The organism is Mycolicibacterium moriokaense (assembly GCF_010726085.1).
Taxonomy (GTDB): Bacteria; Actinomycetota; Actinomycetes; order Mycobacteriales; family Mycobacteriaceae; genus Mycobacterium; species Mycobacterium moriokaense.
Window position 1 is genome coordinate 1,341,456 of the sequence record NZ_AP022560.1, and the last position, 16,745, is coordinate 1,358,200.

Sequence of the window (16,745 nt, forward strand, 5' to 3'; positions counted from 1 at the left end):
CATGCATGGGACTCTACGGAGATCAGTTCACCGACAAGGTGGCGATCGTCACCGGCGCCGGCGGCGGCATCGGGCAGGCGTACGCCGAGGCGCTGGCCCGGGAGGGCGCGGCCGTCGTGGTCGCCGACATCAACGTCGAAGGTGCGCAGAAGGTAGCTGACGGGATCAAGGGGGAGGGCGGCAACGCGCTGGCCGTGCGCGTCGACGTGTCCGATTCCGATTCGGCCAAAGAGATGGCGGCGCAGACGCTTTCGGAGTTCGGCGGCATCGACTACCTGGTCAACAACGCCGCGATCTTCGGCGGTATGAAGCTCGACTTCCTCATCACCGTCGACTGGGACTACTACAAGAAGTTCATGAGCGTGAACATGGACGGCGCGCTGCTGTGCACGCGCGCGGTCTACAAGAAGATGGCCAAGCGCGGCGGCGGCGCGATCGTCAACCAGTCGTCCACCGCGGCCTGGCTGTACTCGAACTTCTACGGACTGGCCAAGGTCGGCATCAACGGGCTGACCCAACAGCTCGCGACCGAACTCGGTGGGCAGAACATCCGCGTCAACGCCATCGCGCCGGGGCCGATCGACACCGAGGCCAACCGCACCACCACCCCGCAGGAGATGGTCGCAGACATCGTCAAGAACATCCCGCTGTCGCGGATGGGGCAGCCCGAGGACCTCGTCGGCATGTGCCTGTTCCTGCTGTCGGATCAGGCGAAGTGGATCACCGGGCAGATCTTCAACGTTGACGGCGGACAGATAATCCGGTCATGAGCTCCGACGACATCAAGCTCGGCTACATCGGTCTCGGCAACCAGGGCGCGCCGATGGCCAAGCGACTGGTCGACTGGCCGGGCGGCGTGATCGTCTACGACGTCCGCGCTGACGCGATGACACCGCTGGCGGAGCTCGGCGCCACGCTGGCTGACAAGGTGGCCGACGTGGCAGCTGCTGACGTGATCAGCGTGACGGTGCTCAACGACGCGCAGGTGCGCGAGGTCGTCACTGAGCTCGCCGAACATGCCAAGGCGGGGACGGTCATCGCGATTCACTCGACCATCGAGCCCGACACGGCACCCCAGCTCGCAGACCAGTTGAGCCCCAAGGGCATTCACATCGTTGATGCACCCGTCAGCGGGGGTGCTGGGGCGGCCGACAAGGGTGAGCTGGCCGTCATGGTGGGTGCGGACGACGAGGCTTACGACAAGGTCAAGCCCGTGTTCAAGCAATGGGCGTCGTTGGTGGTGCGCGCAGGTGCTCCTGGTGCGGGAACGCGAATGAAGTTGGCCCGCAACATGTTGACATTCATCGGTTTCGCCGCGGCATGTGAATCGCAGAAGCTGGCGGAGGCCGCCGGGATCGACCTGCAGAAGCTCGGCCGGGTGGTGCGGCACAGCGATGCGCAGAGCGGCGGGCCGGGCGCGATCATGTTCCGAGATGACACGAAACCGCTTACACCCGACCACTTCTTGCACGATATGTTCGTCCACACCCGCGGCCTCGGCGAGAAGGATCTGAAGCTGGCGCTGGCGTTGGGGACGGAAACCGGAGTCGATCTGCCCCTGGCCGAGGTCGCGCTGAACACTCTCGCCGACGGGCTCGGCGTACCCCATCCGAAGGAGTGATGATGGACGAGAAGCGCCGCAAGGGCCTCGAGAAGATGAACGAGGTCTACGGCTGGGAGATGCCCAACATCGAAGGGGACCCGTACTTCGACCTCACCGTCGACCATCTGTTCGGCAGCATCTGGACGCGGCCGGGACTGTCGATGCGGGACAAGCGGATCATGACCCTCACCGTGGTCACCGCGGTCGGAAACGCCGACCTCGCCGAGATCCAGGCCAACGCGGCCCTGGCCAACGGCGAGTTGACGGAGACCGAGCTCAAGGAGATGGCGATCTTCCTGACGCACTACCTCGGCTTCCCCTTGGGGTCCAAGCTTGACGGCGTCGTCTCGTCGGTGATCAAGAAGCGCAAGAAAGCCGCCGAGCGGGGCGAGGGTGAGGACAAGAAGGCGAACGTCAACGCCGCCGTCCACATGCACTCCGGGGGCAAGGTCCATGACAACCATGGCAAGTAGGTACGACGCACTATCGCGCGACCAACTCGCGACGCTGGTGCCGGAGCTGCTGCTCATCGGTCAGTTGATCGACCGGTCCGGAATGGCGTGGGTGATCTCGGAATTCGGCCGCGAAGAGATGCTGCAGGTCGCCATCGAGGAGTGGATGGGTGCGAGCCCGATCTATACCAAGCGGATGCAGAAGGCGCTGAACTACGAGGGCGTCGACGTCATCACGATCTTCAAGGGCCTGCAGCTCGACATCGGTGCGCCGCCACAGTTCATGGACTTCCGCTACACCGTGCACGACCGCTGGCACGGCGAGTTCCACCTCGATCACTGCGGGGCCCTTCTCGACGTCGAGCCGATGGGCGAGGACTACGTGCGCGGGATGTGCCACGACATCGAGGACCCGACGTTCGACGCCACCGCCGTCGCCACCAACCGCAGGGCACAGATCCGCCCGATCCATCGGCCGCCGCGGACCCCCGCCGATCGTCACCCGCACTGTGCGTGGACGGTCATCATCGACGAGTCCTACCCCGAGGTCGAGGATCACCCCGCGTTGGAGGTCATTCGCCGCACGCGGGCCGCGCAGACCGAACTGAACCCGATCGACCCGAATGACGAAGGGCAGTCTGAATATTCGGGTGAGCTGATGTCCGACTTCGACTTCAGCGCCTTCTCTCATTCGGCGCTGGTGCGGATGGCCGACGAGGTGTGTCTGCAGATGCACCTGCTGAACCTGTCGTACGTGCTCGCCGTCGGAAAGCGCTGTGGCACCAATGTCGAACTGGCCAAGTCGATCTGCACAAAGCAGCTGATCGGGCTGGCCGGTGTGGCCGCCGAGCGCATCCACCGCGCGCTCGGGTTACCCGGCGGGGTCGACGGAGCCATCGAGACGCTCCGCCTGCATCCGCTGCTGAACCCGGCCGCCTACGTCAACGCCGAATTCGGCCCGGACGTGGTGCACGTCGGCCGGTCGTCGGCGCACGAGGACGGGGCCTGGGTCTCGCTCGTGACACCGGACGAGATCCGCCCGCTGCAGGCGATCGTGCGGGCCATCGACCCGCAACTCGACGTGGAAGTGGCAGGCACCGACGAGGACTGGACGGCGCGGGTCATCGAAACGGGCACGGCGGCCAAGGAGTTCGGCGAGGTTGCGGTCGTAAAGGTCAGCGGTGGGTCGTCGTGGGTGTTCGAACCTCGGCGCTCGCTGCCCCTGACGGTTGTTTGATTGTCGGCTCGGCCGACGGTTGTTTGATTGTCGGCTCGGCCGACGGTTGTTTGATTGTCGGCTCGGCCGACGGCTGTATAGCCCCGCCCACCCACCTACGTAGATACGCCCTCAACTCGGCGCCCTTCCGAGGCGGCCTGCCCGGGTCGAGGACGAACGACTGGATGATCCGCAGCAGATGCTCGACGAGCTCGGTGAGGTCGGCGTCGGTGTAGCCGAGACCCGCCCAGTCGACGTCGAACCGGTGCACCAATGAGTGACCGAAATCCAGCGCCACGTCCGACGTCACCCCCTCGGTGTGCGGGTTCGGCTGGTCGGGGCTGATGAGCAAGCTGATGTGCTTGTCCTCGGGCAACCATTCGAGGGCCGTCGCGACGCCCTCCGTGATGGCTTCGGCGGGATCGGTGATTCCACTCAGATGCTCGGCAAGCCGGTCGAGGAAGTCGCTGGCCGCGTGCACGGCGGCGGCGATCAACAGCGCATCTGTACTGGGAAAGTAGCGGTACACCGTCTGACGGGTGACGCCAAGCGTGCGGGCCACGTCGCTGATGGAGAAATCGGCGCCGCGCGCGTCGATCACCCTGCTCGCGGCCTCGAGAATGCGGCTGACGGCCTCCTCATCGGATGCGGGCGCCGATCCGGCCCAGCCGTGGGTGCGCATCCCCGGATAGTACTCAGCCCCGGTACGAAACGGGCAGAGACTTGACTCCGTTGAGCCAGCCCGAGCGAAGTCGTTGCGGTTCGGACAGTTTGGTGATCTTCGGAATCTGATCGGCGATCTCGTTGAAGATCAGCTTGATCTCCATCCGGGCGAGGTTCGCGCCGATGCAGTAGTGCGCGCCGTTACCGCCGAATCCGAGATGCGGATTCGGATTACGCAGAATGTTGAATTCGAACGGCCGGTCGAACACGGCCTCGTCGTAATTGGCGGAGCTGTAAAAGAGGCCGACACGCTGTCCTTCGCGGATGGACACACCGCCGATCTCGGTGTGGGTGAGCGCGGTCCGCTGGAAGCAGTGCACCGGCGTGGCCCAACGCACGATCTCGTCCGCGGTGGTTTCGGGCCGCTCGCGTCTGAACAGCTCCCACTGATCCGGATTGTCGAAGAAGGCGTTCATCCCGTGCGTCATCGCGTTGCGCGTCGTCTCGTTGCCCGCCACCGCGAGCAGGATGACGAAGAACGCGAATTCGACATCGTCGAGCGACTCGCCGTCGATGTCGGCCTCGATCAGCCGCGTGACGATGTCGTCGGCCGGGCACCGCCGCCGCTCTTCGGCCATGCTGTAGGCGTAGCCCATGAGTTCCGCATTGGCCGCCGCGTAGTCCGTCTCGAAATCCGGATCGTCGGTGTTCATGATCGAGTTGGTCCAGTGGAACAACTTCTCGCGATCGGCCTCCGGCACGCCGAGCAGGTCGGCGATCGCCAGCAGCGGCAGCGCCATCGCGATGTCGTCGACGAAGTTGCCGGACTCCTTTTCCGCTGCGGCGCTGACGATTTCGCGGGCGGCGACGGCCAGCTTCTCCTCCAGCGTGGCGACCGCGCGCGGCGTGAAGAGTCGGGAGACGAGCTTACGCAGCCGGGTGTGCGCGGGGGCGTCGTGGTTGATCAGCAGTGCCTTGGTCAGGTCGAGCTGTTCCGGGGTGGTGCCGTCGGGCATCCGCATGACCGCGCCCTTGCGGTTGGTCGACCACAGGTCGCCGTCGCGGGAGATCGCCTTGATGTCCTCGTGGCGGCTGATCACCCAGTACCCGCCGTCATCGAAGATCGACTCCGGCTGCTCGTTCCACCACACCGGCGCGGTCTTGCGCAGTTCGGCGAATTCCTTGACGGGGATGCCCTGCAGCAGGACGTCGGGGTCGGTGAAGTCGAAACCGGCTCCGAAGGGGCATGTGCTCTGCGTCATACCCAGACCATACACTGCTGAGTCAAGTGTATGGCCGGGTGTGCGTGCAGCCTGCGCAGGGGAGCGAGCGATTAGCGATTAAGGTGTGCGGTTGTGCGCGTCCTGGTGATCGGATCCGGTGCCCGTGAACATGCGTTGTTGCTTGCGCTGCGCCGAGACCCCGAGGTCGAGGCGCTGGCCGTCGCGCCGGGCAACGCCGGGACCGCGATCATCGCCGACCAGTACGACGTCGACATCACCAGCGGCGAGGCCGTCGTCAAGCTGGCCCAACAGATCGGTGCCGACCTGGTGGTGGTCGGGCCCGAGGTGCCGCTCGTCTTGGGTGTCGCCGATGCCGTGCGCGCCGCCGGCATCGCCTGCTTCGGTCCGACGAAGGACGCCGCGCGCATCGAGGGTTCTAAGTCATTCGCCAAGGATGTGATGGCTGCGGCGGGTGTGCGCACCGCGACCAGCGAGATCGTCGACAACCCCGCCAACCTCGACGCCGCGCTCGACCGCTTCGGCCCGCCGAGTGGTGACCCCTCGTGGGTGGTCAAGGACGACGGACTCGCCGCGGGCAAGGGCGTGGTGGTCACCGCCGATCGCGACACGGCGCGCGCGCATGCCGCCAGCCTGCTCGATTCGGGACACCCGGTGCTGCTGGAGTCGTTCCTCGACGGCCCCGAGGTGTCGCTGTTCTGCGTCGTCGACGGCGAGACCGTCGTACCCCTGCTGGCCGCCCAGGACTTCAAGCGCGTCGGCGACGGCGACACCGGATCCAACACCGGCGGCATGGGCGCATATGCGCCGCTGCCGTGGCTACCCGACGAGGTGGTCCGCTCGATTGTCGATGACGTCGTGAAACCCGTTGCGGCCGAGCTGGTCAAGCGTGGCAGCGCGTTCTCGGGTCTGCTTTATGCGGGGCTGGCGATCACGTCCAGGGGACCTGCGGTGGTCGAGTTCAATTGCCGCTTCGGCGATCCGGAGACCCAGGCGGTGCTGGCGCTGCTGGACAGCCCGCTGGGGCAACTGCTGTACGCGGCGGCCACTGGCAGCCTCGCCGACCAACCGCCGCTGCGGTGGCGGGACGGGGCCGCGGTGACGGTCGTGGTGGCCGCCGAGAACTATCCCGGGCGGCCGCGCGTCGGCGACGTTATCACCGGTGCGGAGGCCGACGGAGTGCTACACGCCGGTACGACGCGGCGCGACGACGGTGCGATCGTGTCGTCCGGCGGCAGGGTGCTTTCGGTGGTGGGCACGGGTGCCGACCTGAGCGAGGCGCGCGATGCGGCCTACTCGCTGATCGACTCGATTCGCCTGCCGGGCAGCCACTTTCGCAAGGACATCGGGCTGGCCGCAGCCGAGGGTCGGATCTCGCTCTAGCGTCGCTTTAGCCCCGCGAACAGACGCGTACACCCCCTAAAATCGCGAAATCAGGGGGGTTTGGCGTCTGCTCGCGGCTAGGCGGTGAGCAGCGGAGCCATCCATGCCACTTCTGCGGGCAGCTGCGAGCTCCAGTACGCGCCGTCGTGCCCACCGGGGGAGAAGCCGCCCGCGGGCGGGTTGGCCAGCTGCGCGACAAACTGCTTCGTCGCCGAGTAGAACGGATCGCTGGTGCCGCAGTCGATCCGGATCGGAATCGAATTCAGCGCGGGCAGGCCCCAGACGCTGTTCGCCTCGTAATCCTCGGCGCTGTCGAACGCACCCGGTGCGGCCGCACCGGGCGACGTCCACAGCGCAGGACTGACCGCGGTGATCGCCGCGGTGCGCGCCGGACCCAGCCGCGCACCGAGCAGCAGTGCGCCGTAGCCGCCCATCGACCACCCCATGAACGCGACCCGTGACGTGTCGAGGCCCTGCTCGCCGAGCATCGGGATGAGCTCGTCGAGCACCATCGCGCCGGAGTCCTCACCGGAAGCCCGCTTGTGCCAGTACCCGCCGCCGCCGTCGACCGCCACGACCGCGACGGGCGGAATTCCTGCGGCGACCGCCTGAGCCAAACCCTGCTCCACACCGCCGGCCATCACACCCGCGGCGTCCTGGCCCTTGCCGTGCAACGCGATGATCGGCCGCAGCGGCGCCGTCTGCCCCGGCGGGCGCGCGATCGCCCAATTCGTCGCCACTCCGCCACGGGCCGCCGAGATGAACGACCCGTCGACGTAGGTGGGGGCCGCGGCCACGGGCGCCGACAGCCGCAGGGCCGCCGCCCCGGCCGCCGCGCCGACACCGAGGCGCAGCAGTGCGCGTCGACTCAGTTCAGGCATGGCGGCCATCATGCCACCGCCGCCGCAGCGTGACGGTTTCGGTCGCAGTGGACCGTTAGGGACAACTTCCCTGAGTAAAGGCTGATGATTGGCCGAAAGCCCGATGCCGCGCCGTCACGACTGGCAGCATGCTAAACGTGACGGCCGCAGTCACTCCGAAGGGGGAACGCAGGCGCTATGCACTGGTCAGCGCCGCTGCCGACCTGCTCTGCGAAGGCGGGTTCGACGCGGTGCGGCACCGTGCGGTGGCCCGTCGCGCCGGCCTGCCCCTGGCCTCCACGACGTACTACTTCTCCTCGCTCGAGGACCTGATCGCCAAGGCCGTCGAGTACGCGGGCGCGCGCGAGGCCGAACAGTTGCGGATGCGGGTGGCGGCGCTGTCACGGCGGCGCCGGGGCGCGGAGGCGACGGCCGACATCCTGGTCGACCTTCTGGTCGGCGAGGCCAATGGGTTGCGGGTCACCGAGCAGTTGATCTCGCGCTACGAGCGCTACATCGCCTGTGCGCGCCAGCCCGGGCTCCGCGACATCGAGCGACGCATCCTGCAGCAGCGCACCGATGCCGTCGTCGAAGTCGTCGAGCGGTCCGGGCGGTCGGTGCGGGTGGAACTGCTCACCGCATTGGTGTGCGCGGTCGACGGCGCCGTCGTCGCTGCGCTGGTGAGCGACGGTGACGGCCCGCGTGCGACAGCCCGCGCGACGTTGATCGACGTGATCGACGTGCTTGCGCCCATCGACGAGCACGTCGCCCAGGTGTGACGTTTGCGCGTTTCGCACCGTGGATAACTAGCTCTGGGTGACTTTCACTGGGGTTTCTCGACAACGCGCTCGGGCGTTTCCTCGACGCGGTGTCATCGATGACGGGAACAATGCGGTTCATGGCCGATCGGCAGGAGGCGCACGATGACTGATGCGGAGACCTCGGACCAGCAGCCCGAACTCAAGCGGGTGATGGGTCCGGGGCTGTTGCTGTTATTCGTCGTTGGCGACATTCTCGGCACCGGCGTCTATGCCCTGACGGGGCAGGTGGCCGGCGAGGTGGGTGGTGCGGCCTGGCTGCCATTCCTTTTGGCGTTCATCATCGCGACCATCACCGCGTTCTCGTACCTCGAACTGGTCACCAAGTATCCGCAGGCCGCCGGCGCAGCGCTGTACGCGCACAAGGCATTCGGCATCCACTTCTTCACGTTCCTCGTCGCGTTCGTGGTCATGTGCTCGGGCATCACCTCGGCGTCGACGGCGTCGCAGGCGTTCGCGTCCAACCTCGTCAAGGGGTTCGCGCTGGACTGGGGCAAGGTCGGCATCGCGATCATCGCACTGGTCTTCATGGGGACGCTGGCTGCCATCAACCTCCGCGGCGTCAGCGAAAGTGTGAAGCTCAACGTCGGTTTGACCGCCGTCGAGATCACCGGCCTGCTGCTGGTCATCGCCGTCGGGCTGTGGGCGTTCACCCAGGGTGGCGACCACATCGACTTCTCCCGCGTCGTCCTCTTCGAAAGCGAAAGCGAACGAAGCACTTTCGTCGCGGTGACGGCGGCGACCTCGCTGGCCTTCTTCGCGATGGTGGGCTTCGAGGACTCGGTCAACATGGCCGAAGAGACCAAGGACCCGGTGCGGATCTTTCCGAAGGTTCTGTTGAGCGGCTTGACGATCGCGGGCATCGTCTACGTGCTGGTGTCCATCATCGCGGTGGCGCTGGTGCCCATCGGTGAGCTGACCGCGAGCAAGACGCCGTTGGTCGACGTGGTCGAGGCCGCCGCCCCCGGGTTGCCGATCGGCACGCTGTTCCCGTTCATCACGATGTTCGCGGTGTCGAACACCGCGCTGATCAACATGCTGATGGCGAGCCGGCTCATCTACGGCATGGCCCGTCAGCACGTGCTGCCCCCTGTGCTGGGCTCGGTGCACAAGACGCGGCGCACGCCATGGGTCGCCATCCTGTTCACGACGGGGATCGCGTTCGGGTTGATCTTCTACGTATCCGCGTTCGCCAGCGACAAGGCGATCTCGGTGCTCGGTGGCACCACGTCACTGCTGCTGCTCGCGGTGTTCGCGATGGTCAATGTCGCGGTGCTGGTACTGCGCCGCGACGTGCGACAGACCGGAGGCCATTTCAAGACACCGACGGCACTGCCGGTCATCGGGTTCATCGCCTCGCTGTACCTGGTGACGCCGCTGTCGGGACGCCCGGGAACGCAGTACCTGCTCGCGGGGATCCTGCTGCTGATCGGGGTCGTGCTGTTCGGCGTCACCGTGCTGATCAACAAGCAGCTGGGCATCAAGACCAAGGGCATCATCGACCCCACGCACCTGGCCGAGACCCCGGACTAGTCGCGACCGTTGAGTTTCTTGAGGCGCTCCGTCAGCAGACCCACCCGGTGGGCGTTGCCGTGCAGCTCCAGATAGCGATCGCCGAACACCGCCAGCAGCGCGTCATCGAGGCGGCGCACCGCACCCGGCGGATAGCGATACCCCATCGTCTGGTTGACGGCGTCCGCGTCGACGCCGTCGAGCACGGAGCTCAGCTCGTCGAGTGAGGTGATGCCGAGTTCCAGCAGCAGCCCGGAGATCCAGGCGTAGTGGTCCGTACGCGACCACCCCGCGTCGGCGTAGCGGTTGCCCAAATACGTTGCGAGCACCGGGGTTGCGATCCGCGGATCGTCGGAGACACTCTTCTCGTCGGTCATCGGTTCTTCAGACACCGTTTCCCGCAGCCGTTCGCGGATGGCGGTGAACTCACGATCGGCGAGTTCGAGCAGCCCCGCCGCCAGCGTGAACCGGCGATCGAGGTCCGGAACATGTTCGGCGGGAATCGAACCCTTGTAGCGGACGTCGTGTTCGAACTCGGCCCACGCGTGCTGCAACACCGTGCGCACCTGGATCGACGCTGGTTGTTGTTCACCCTCGACGCCGACGAGCACGTGCCTGCTGGCGTAGCCCCACCGACCCTCGCGCGCCGTCTCGAGGCCCATGTCGCGGTCGTCGAGAAGGCGCATCTCGTCGGCCAGAAGCGTGACGACCGCGTCGACGTCCTCGTGCAGGTAGGTGATGACCCGCAACCCGATCTGGTCGGTGATCTCGACCAACGGGTCGCTGTAGAGCCGCTTACCGTCGACGATGCGTTCGGCCTTGGCCGCGAACGACTCCACGCTCTTGGTACGCGCCGCGATGCTGAGGTAGTTGATGCCCGCGTCGTCCAGCAGTCCCGTCACCAGCTTGAGGTAGTTGTCGGTGGCGGCCACCAGCGCGGGCCGTCGGGCCTCGTAGTCGGCGACGGCGGTCCGGACCGCTGCCGGAATCGCTTCCGGGGGTTGCGGTCTGGTGTCGGCGGGCGCGGCGGTGCGACGGGCGTCGGGCAGCGTCGGCGTGACGATGTACCCCGACTCGACGTCCCCGTACGTGGTCACGTCATCGGGCCGGTGGTAGCGGTAGAGCGCGACATAGGCGCACAACACCGCGTCGACGGGATCCTCGTCCCTGTCGAGTTGTCCCGGCCTTGTCGCCGCCTCCACCCGTTTTCGAAGCTCGACCCAGGTGACACTGCGGTTCACCCGCAGCCGTGGTGTCGCGTCGTCGAGCGATTCGATGTGCGTCATCAGCTCCAGCAGCGCACGCTTGCGCACGTCGAACTTGCCGCGCTTGTACTTCAGCGTCTTGGGCAGGTTGAACAGCACGACGCTGGCCGGGTGCGGGAAGACTTCGATCGCCTGACGTTCGGCGTGCGAGGCGGGATCGAGGTCCAGGCCGAGGCGCGCGGCGAGGACCTCACCGCGGGGCGGGTTGAACTCCGGTCGCTCACGAAACGCCGGCCGTGCGCCCGCCTCGAACCTGGCGAAGTCTCGATTCAGTGCCAGCTCGCAGGGACGCGCGCTCTTCTCGGTCTTCACGATCAGGGGTGCGTCGATGGCGACGACGCATTCGTCGCGGGTGTACGGGGCGATCGCGGCGGCGATGCTCTCGTCGTCCCCGGCCGTGCCGAGATGCAGCAGGCGGCCGTCGGAGTCGATGACCGCGACACCCGTCTGGTTTCTCTCACCCCATGCAAGATCGAGCCCAACGAAGTGCATACCGGCTAGCTTTCCCTATTTGGGGCCCTACTCGTGCTGCTCTATTTGCGTTCGTGCCCGCCGACGTAAGCTCTGTCCTTGTGACGATCCCGAATGTGCTGGCCAACCGGTACGCCAGCGATGAAATGGTGGCCATCTGGTCGCCGGAGGCCAAGGTCGTCGCGGAGCGTCGGCTCTGGCTCGCGGTGTTACGGGCACAAGCCGAGCTGGGGGTCGACGTGCCCGCCGGCGTCGTCGAAGACTACGAGCGCGTGCTCGAGGACGTCGACCTGTCCTCGATCGCCGCGCGCGAGCGGGTGCTGCGCCACGACGTAAAAGCGCGTATCGAGGAGTTCAACGCGCTGGCGGGTCACGAGCACGTGCACAAGGGCATGACCTCTCGCGATCTGACGGAGAACGTCGAGCAGTTACAGATCCGCCGGTCGCTGGAGCTGGTGTTCTCGCACGGGGTCGCGGTGGTGGCGCGGCTCGCCGAGCGGGCTGTCGTGTACCGCGACCTGGTGATGGCAGGCCGCAGCCACAACGTCGCCGCGCAGGCCACCACGTTGGGTAAGCGGTTCGCCTCGGCCGCCGAAGAGCTTCTGGTCGCACTGAATCGGTTGCGGTCGTTGATCGACCGCTATCCGCTGCGCGGCATCAAGGGTCCGATGGGCACCGCGCAGGACATGCTCGATCTGTTCGACGGCGACACCGCGAAGCTCGCCCAGCTGGAGGCGCGGATCGCCGAATTCCTCGGCTTCACAGAGATTTTCACCAGCGTCGGGCAGGTGTACCCGCGGTCGCTTGACCACGACGTCGTCTCCGCGCTGGTGCAGGTCGGTGCGGGGCCGTCGTCGATGGCGCACACCATCCGGCTGATGGCGGGCCATGAACTGGTGACCGAGGGGTTCGCCCCCGGTCAGGTCGGCTCATCGGCGATGCCGCACAAGATGAACACCCGATCGTGCGAGCGGGTCAACGGCCTGCAGGTGGTGCTCCGCGGCTACGCGTCGATGGCCGCCGAACTGGCGGGTGCGCAGTGGAACGAGGGCGACGTGTTCTGCTCGGTGGTGCGACGCGTCGCGCTGCCCGATGCGTTCTTCGCGATCGACGGGCAGACCGAGACGTTTCTGACGGTGCTCGACGAGTTCGGTGCCTATCCGGCCGTGATCCAGCGAGAATTGGACCGCTACCTGCCGTTCTTGGCGACGACCAGGATCCTCATCGCCGCGGTGCGGGCGGGCGTCGGCCGGGAGACCGCGCATGAGGTGATCAAGGAGCACGCCGTCGCGGTGGCGCTGGCGATGCGGGAGAAGGGCGCCGAGCCCGATCTGCTCGACCGGTTGGCCGCGGATTCGCGGCTGCCACTGGACCGCGTCGCACTGGACGCGGCGCTGGCGGACAAACAGGCGTTCACGGGTGCGGCGGGAGACCAGGTCGATCGGGTCGTCGAGGCCGTCGATGAATTGGTCGGACGCTATCCGGAGGCCGCGAAGTACACCTCGGGCGCGATCCTGTGACCTCGGTGGCGGGAGCACTCGCCGAGATCGACTTCACCGATCTCGACAACTTCGCCAACGGCTTCCCGCACGCACTGTTCGCGATCCACCGTCGCGAGGCACCCGTCTACTGGCACGAACCGACCGCCAACACCCCCGATGGTGAGGGTTTCTGGTCGGTCGCAACGCACGCCGAAACCCTTGCGGTGTTTCGAGATCCGGAGACGTATTCGTCGGTGACCGGTGGTTCGCGTCCGTTCGGCGGCACGCTGCTGCAGGATCTGGCCGTCGCTGGGCAGGTGCTGAACATGATGGATGATCCGCGGCATTCGCACATCCGCAGGCTCGTCAGCTCGGGGCTGACGCCGCGGATGATCGCGCGGGTCGAGGACGATCTGCGCACCCGCGCCCGCCGGCTGCTTGATTCTGTGACCCCGGGGGAGCCGTTCGACTTTCTGGTCGACGTGGCCGCCGAGCTGCCGATGCAGATGATCTGCATTCTATTGGGAGTTCCTGAGTCCGAACGGCATTGGCTGTTCGAGGCGATCGAGCCGCAGTTCGATTTCGGCGGCTCGCGCAAGGCATCCGTTGGGCAGTTGACGCCCGAGGAGGCGGGCTCGCGGATGTACACCTACGGCCAGGAGCTGATCGCGTCGAAGCGTGCCGAGCCGACCGACGACATGCTGTCCGTGGTGGCCAACGCGACGGTGGAGGACGAATCTCTCACTGGGTCTTCCCTTTCGGAAGTCGAGCTGTACCTGTTCTTCAGCCTACTGTTCAGCGCCGGCGCGGAAACGACGCGCAACTCCGTCGCGGGTGGGCTGTTGGCGTTGATCGAGAATCCGGACCAAATGCACGCGCTGCGTGACGATCTGGAGCAGCTGCCGACCGCGATCGAGGAGATGGTGCGATGGACGTCGCCGTCACCGTCGAAGCGGCGCACTGCGACACGTGACGTCGAGCTGGCGGGCTGTCAGATCAAAGCCGGCGACAAGGTGCAGATCTGGGAGGGCTCGGCCAATCGGGATCCGGCGGCGTTCGACGATCCGGACACCTTCAACATCACGCGTAAACCGAATCCGCACTTGGGTTTCGGCCACGGTGTGCACTATTGCCTGGGAGCGAACTTGGCGCGCCTCGAGTTGCGCGTGCTCTATGAGGAGTTGCTGACGCGGTTCGGGTCGGCGCGGCTGGTCAAGCCCGTGGAGTGGACGCGCAGTAACCGGCATACCGGGATGCGTCACTTGGTGGTCGAACTACGGCCGTGAGACCCGACATATTCGCGGCGGTCATGGCGACCGGCATCGTGTCGATCGCGGCCGCGGACCACGGGATTGACGTCGTCAGCGTGATTCTCATCGTTGTTGCGGCGGTGGGACTTCCGGTGTTGATGGTGATGACGGCCAGGGCGTGGCGCGAATTCGACATGCGCGATCCCAATGTGACGTTGCCGCTGTTCAGCTATATCGCCGCGTGCGCGGTGGTGGGTGCGAGGCTGGCCGAGCATAGGTTCGTGCTCTGGATGTTGGCGGGCCTGGCGTTACAGGGCTGGGTGTCGTTGGTGCCGTTGGCGATGCGGTCGATGTGGCGGCACCGCTGGACCGGCCTGCGCGACCGGGCGCACGGCGGCTGGGAACTGGCGGCGGTTGCGACGTCTGGGTTGGCGATCGTCTCAGCACAGCTCGACGTCTTGTTCTGGGCCGTCGTGTTCTGGCTGCTTGGTCTGGTTGTGTACGTGGCGATGACGACGCTGGTGTTGTGGCGGGTGCGGCACGACGCGTCGTCGCCCGAACTAGCGCAACCGAATGTCTGGATTCTGATGGGCGGCATAGCGATTGCGACGCTGGCCGGCGATCATCTGCATCGCATCCTGATACCGGGGCCGATCGCCGACGGTGTGCGCGCGGTGACGATAGCGACGTGGATCGTGGCGACGGCGTGGATCCCCGTGCTTCTTGTCGTGGTCATACGACGATCGGTGGGCTGGGCTGGCCCGCGGTCTTTCCGATCGGCATGTACTCGTCGGCGACATATGCGACGGCGGTGGAAACCGGTTGGCGGTGGTTGGTCGCGCTGTCGCTGGTGTTCTTCTGGGTGGCGTTGGCGGCGTGGCTCGTCGTCGCCGGCGACGCTTTTTTGCGGTTTCGGCGTGCTAGGTCTCGCTCACGTTGACTTAGCACGCCGAAATCGCAGTACGAATGATGCTGAGCACTCGTTGTGGATGCTCGGTGAGGTCCAGCCAGGTGAACCGCAGCACCTGCCAGCCCTGCAGCGCGATGTCGTTCTGCCGCTCGCGGTCGATCTGGAAGTCGGCGGCCTGGCTGTGATAGGCCCATCCGTCGACTTCGATCGCGACCCGCTGCGCGGCGAAGGCCACGTCGATCGTGTAACCGCCGACGCGGTAGTTGGCCTGCCAGCCGTCGATGTGCGCGGTGCGCAGCAGCTTCACCAGAATGCGTTCGGCTTCCGACCGGGCGCCGTCGGACGCGGCCGCAAGGAGTCGTCGCGCCGCCGGTGAACCGTAGCGGCCCTTGTTGCGTAGATGCGTGCGCCAGAGGTCGCGGAGTTCGGCGTCTCGTTGCAGCGCGGCGTCCATCAGCTTGGCGCCACCGCCCCTGCGCACGGCCGCCTCGACGATCGTCAGCGCCGGTGCGGTCACCCGCAGTCCGTTGTGTTCGACGACGTCCGCGGGGTTCAGGTCGCGACGACGCACGACCGAACCGTCGTGGCAGCGGCCGTTGCTGTCGCGGGGCACCGTCACCTCGACGATGTCGGGTGCGAATCGGGTGAGGCCGTGCCACCACGCGGCGGCCAAGCCGCTGCCGACGGCACGGTCGCCGTAGCCCCAGACCGCTGCGCGTATTCGCGCTGCATGGGTGAACTCCCTGTCGTCGGCGAAGTACACCCGTCGCGAACACCGCAGCCATTTTCCTGCCGTCACTCGACGGCTCACCGCCTGTTTGGAGAGGCCCGCAGACCTCGCTTGTGCCAGGGTGATGACGCCGTCGTGTCGGCGCAGGAATTCCTCGAGCATGCGTAATGGACGTCGACCGCCCGTCGTCGGTTCCCTCAATTGCGGATTCGGCGTGCTGGGTCACCCTCAGCGAGACTGAGCACGCCGAAATCGCTGTACTCCGGCGGCGCGCAGCTCCAACGCCGCGAGTCCCTGTATCGCCGCCGCGTCGTGTCCGCGCCAGGCGCCTACGGGATCGGGATGTATCGCGAGCAGCTTGCCCAGCGGCCGGTTGGCCAGCGCCCGCATCGCGAGCAGCTGCTCGCCGGCGGGTGTCCGGGCCAGCGTGATCGCGATCCACTTGCGGCGGAAGAACCGGATGCGCAGGAAGAGCCACGGCATCGCGATGAACAGAATCGGCGGGGCGGCCACCGCCAACGCCAGCACCCACGCCAGCCACGACGCCGTCGAATCCAGGCTCTGCCCGGCGCCTGCGATATCCAGCGCCGCTTGCGCGGCCGCGCGCAGGGGCCTGGCCAGCGAGTCGCCGACGAGCGGGAAGTCGTCGGTGCTGTCGCCTGCCGAGTTGAGGTTGTCGGCGACGCCGTTGGCGCCGGTCTGGACCCGACGGCCCACTTCGGCGATCGTCGACACCGCGGCATGCACCGCCATTCCGACCAACACCCAGATCACCGTCCAGGTGATCACGACGGCATCGCTGATCAACTGGGCCAGCAGGCGCGAGGGCGTGGTGGCATAAGGGAGAAACCGCGAACTCATGGACCAGATGCTGCCCGATAAGCTGGCCC

The 16,745-nt window shown here is 66.6% G+C and carries 16 protein-coding genes and 1 pseudogene; 11 read left to right on the top strand and 6 right to left on the bottom strand.

Annotated features, from left to right (window positions below; translation table 11 throughout):
* The first annotated feature begins 5 nt into the window (after nucleotides 1–5).
* From G6N43_RS06500 to G6N43_RS06515, 4 genes are read left to right on the top strand one after another with little or no spacing between them, the layout of a single operon-like run.
* On the top strand, nucleotides 6–770 hold the full coding sequence (locus tag G6N43_RS06500) for an SDR family oxidoreductase (protein WP_083153587.1): 765 nt from the start codon (nucleotides 6–8) through the stop codon (nucleotides 768–770).
* The gene (locus tag G6N43_RS06505; protein ID WP_083153589.1) at nucleotides 767–1,621 is read left to right on the top strand and encodes an NAD(P)-dependent oxidoreductase; all 855 of its coding nucleotides are present in this window, start codon (nucleotides 767–769) and stop codon (nucleotides 1,619–1,621) included. Before G6N43_RS06500 ends, G6N43_RS06505 begins: the two co-directional genes overlap by 4 nt.
* 2 nt (nucleotides 1,622–1,623) lie before the next feature.
* A complete protein-coding gene (locus G6N43_RS06510; protein ID WP_083153591.1) occupies nucleotides 1,624–2,076 on the top strand; it encodes a carboxymuconolactone decarboxylase family protein in 453 nt (150 codons plus the stop codon).
* Entirely contained in the window at nucleotides 2,066–3,292 is a 1,227-nt protein-coding gene (locus G6N43_RS06515; RefSeq protein ID WP_083153593.1) for a hypothetical protein, read from the top strand. The genes G6N43_RS06510 and G6N43_RS06515 overlap by 11 nt, the downstream gene beginning before the upstream one ends.
* Here G6N43_RS06515 and G6N43_RS06520 read toward each other — a convergent pair.
* Both G6N43_RS06520 and G6N43_RS06525 read right to left on the bottom strand, forming a co-directional pair.
* On the bottom strand, nucleotides 3,231–3,953 hold the full coding sequence (locus G6N43_RS06520; RefSeq protein WP_083153595.1) for a TetR/AcrR family transcriptional regulator: 723 nt from the start codon (nucleotides 3,951–3,953) through the stop codon (nucleotides 3,231–3,233). The genes G6N43_RS06515 and G6N43_RS06520 overlap by 62 nt on opposite strands.
* Before the next feature lie 13 nt (nucleotides 3,954–3,966).
* Nucleotides 3,967–5,196: a cytochrome P450 gene (locus G6N43_RS06525; protein WP_083153597.1), complete on the bottom strand. Its 1,230-nt coding sequence runs from the start codon at nucleotides 5,194–5,196 to the stop codon at nucleotides 3,967–3,969.
* A 93-nt stretch (nucleotides 5,197–5,289) separates the two neighbouring features.
* On the opposite strand from G6N43_RS06525, the gene purD reads away from it, so the two are divergent.
* Nucleotides 5,290–6,558 carry a phosphoribosylamine--glycine ligase gene (gene purD, locus G6N43_RS06530; RefSeq protein WP_083153599.1) on the top strand — a complete coding sequence of 423 codons (1,269 nt, stop codon included), beginning with the start codon at nucleotides 5,290–5,292 and terminating at the stop codon, nucleotides 6,556–6,558.
* Nucleotides 6,559–6,635: 77 nt separating this feature from the next.
* Here purD and G6N43_RS06535 read toward each other — a convergent pair whose 3' ends face one another.
* Entirely contained in the window at nucleotides 6,636–7,448 is an 813-nt protein-coding gene (locus G6N43_RS06535; RefSeq protein WP_083153801.1) for an alpha/beta hydrolase, read from the bottom strand.
* A gap of 119 nt (nucleotides 7,449–7,567) precedes the next feature.
* On the opposite strand from G6N43_RS06535, the gene G6N43_RS06540 reads away from it, so the two are divergent.
* Both G6N43_RS06540 and G6N43_RS06545 read left to right on the top strand, forming a co-directional pair.
* Complete coding sequence (locus tag G6N43_RS06540) at nucleotides 7,568–8,197, top strand: TetR/AcrR family transcriptional regulator (protein ID WP_083153601.1); 630 nt, start codon at nucleotides 7,568–7,570, stop codon at nucleotides 8,195–8,197.
* A 144-nt stretch (nucleotides 8,198–8,341) separates the two neighbouring features.
* Nucleotides 8,342–9,769: an APC family permease gene (locus tag G6N43_RS06545; protein ID WP_083153603.1), complete on the top strand. Its 1,428-nt coding sequence runs from the start codon at nucleotides 8,342–8,344 to the stop codon at nucleotides 9,767–9,769.
* Here the strand turns inward: G6N43_RS06545 and relZ are convergent.
* A complete protein-coding gene (gene relZ / locus G6N43_RS06550; RefSeq protein ID WP_083153604.1) occupies nucleotides 9,766–11,505 on the bottom strand; it encodes a bifunctional ribonuclease/(p)ppGpp synthase in 1,740 nt (579 codons plus the stop codon). The two genes, G6N43_RS06545 and relZ, sit on opposite strands and share 4 nt — an antisense overlap.
* 80 nt (nucleotides 11,506–11,585) lie before the next feature.
* Here relZ and purB point away from each other — a divergent pair, with 80 nt between their 5' ends.
* The 4 genes and pseudogenes from purB (at nucleotide 11,586) to G6N43_RS30845 (ending at nucleotide 15,155) form a co-directional block, all read left to right on the top strand.
* Entirely contained in the window at nucleotides 11,586–13,004 is a 1,419-nt protein-coding gene (gene purB, locus G6N43_RS06555; protein ID WP_083153606.1) for an adenylosuccinate lyase, read from the top strand.
* Nucleotides 13,001–14,251 (top strand): cytochrome P450, encoded by a 1,251-nt coding sequence (locus tag G6N43_RS06560; RefSeq protein WP_083153608.1) that lies wholly within the window; start codon nucleotides 13,001–13,003, stop codon nucleotides 14,249–14,251. The genes purB and G6N43_RS06560 overlap by 4 nt, the downstream gene beginning before the upstream one ends.
* Nucleotides 14,252–14,274: 23 nt before the next feature.
* Nucleotides 14,275–14,910: pseudogene (locus G6N43_RS06565) on the top strand (SLAC1 family transporter); the annotation flags it as partial.
* Nucleotides 14,904–15,155, top strand: a complete 252-nt coding sequence (locus G6N43_RS30845; RefSeq protein ID WP_263991949.1) for a hypothetical protein — start codon at nucleotides 14,904–14,906, stop codon at nucleotides 15,153–15,155. The pseudogene G6N43_RS06565 and the gene G6N43_RS30845, both read left to right, overlap by 7 nt.
* A gap of 1 nt (nucleotide 15,156) precedes the next feature.
* Here the strand turns inward: G6N43_RS30845 and G6N43_RS06570 are convergent, their stop codons facing one another.
* Both G6N43_RS06570 and G6N43_RS06575 read right to left on the bottom strand, forming a co-directional pair.
* Nucleotides 15,157–16,017, bottom strand: coding sequence for a PDDEXK-like endonuclease domain-containing protein (locus G6N43_RS06570; RefSeq protein ID WP_083153610.1), 861 nt, complete (start codon nucleotides 16,015–16,017; stop codon nucleotides 15,157–15,159).
* 66 nt (nucleotides 16,018–16,083) lie between these two features.
* Nucleotides 16,084–16,716, bottom strand: a complete 633-nt coding sequence (locus G6N43_RS06575; RefSeq protein WP_083153612.1) for a hypothetical protein — start codon at nucleotides 16,714–16,716, stop codon at nucleotides 16,084–16,086.
* Nucleotides 16,717–16,745: the final 29 nt, after the last annotated feature.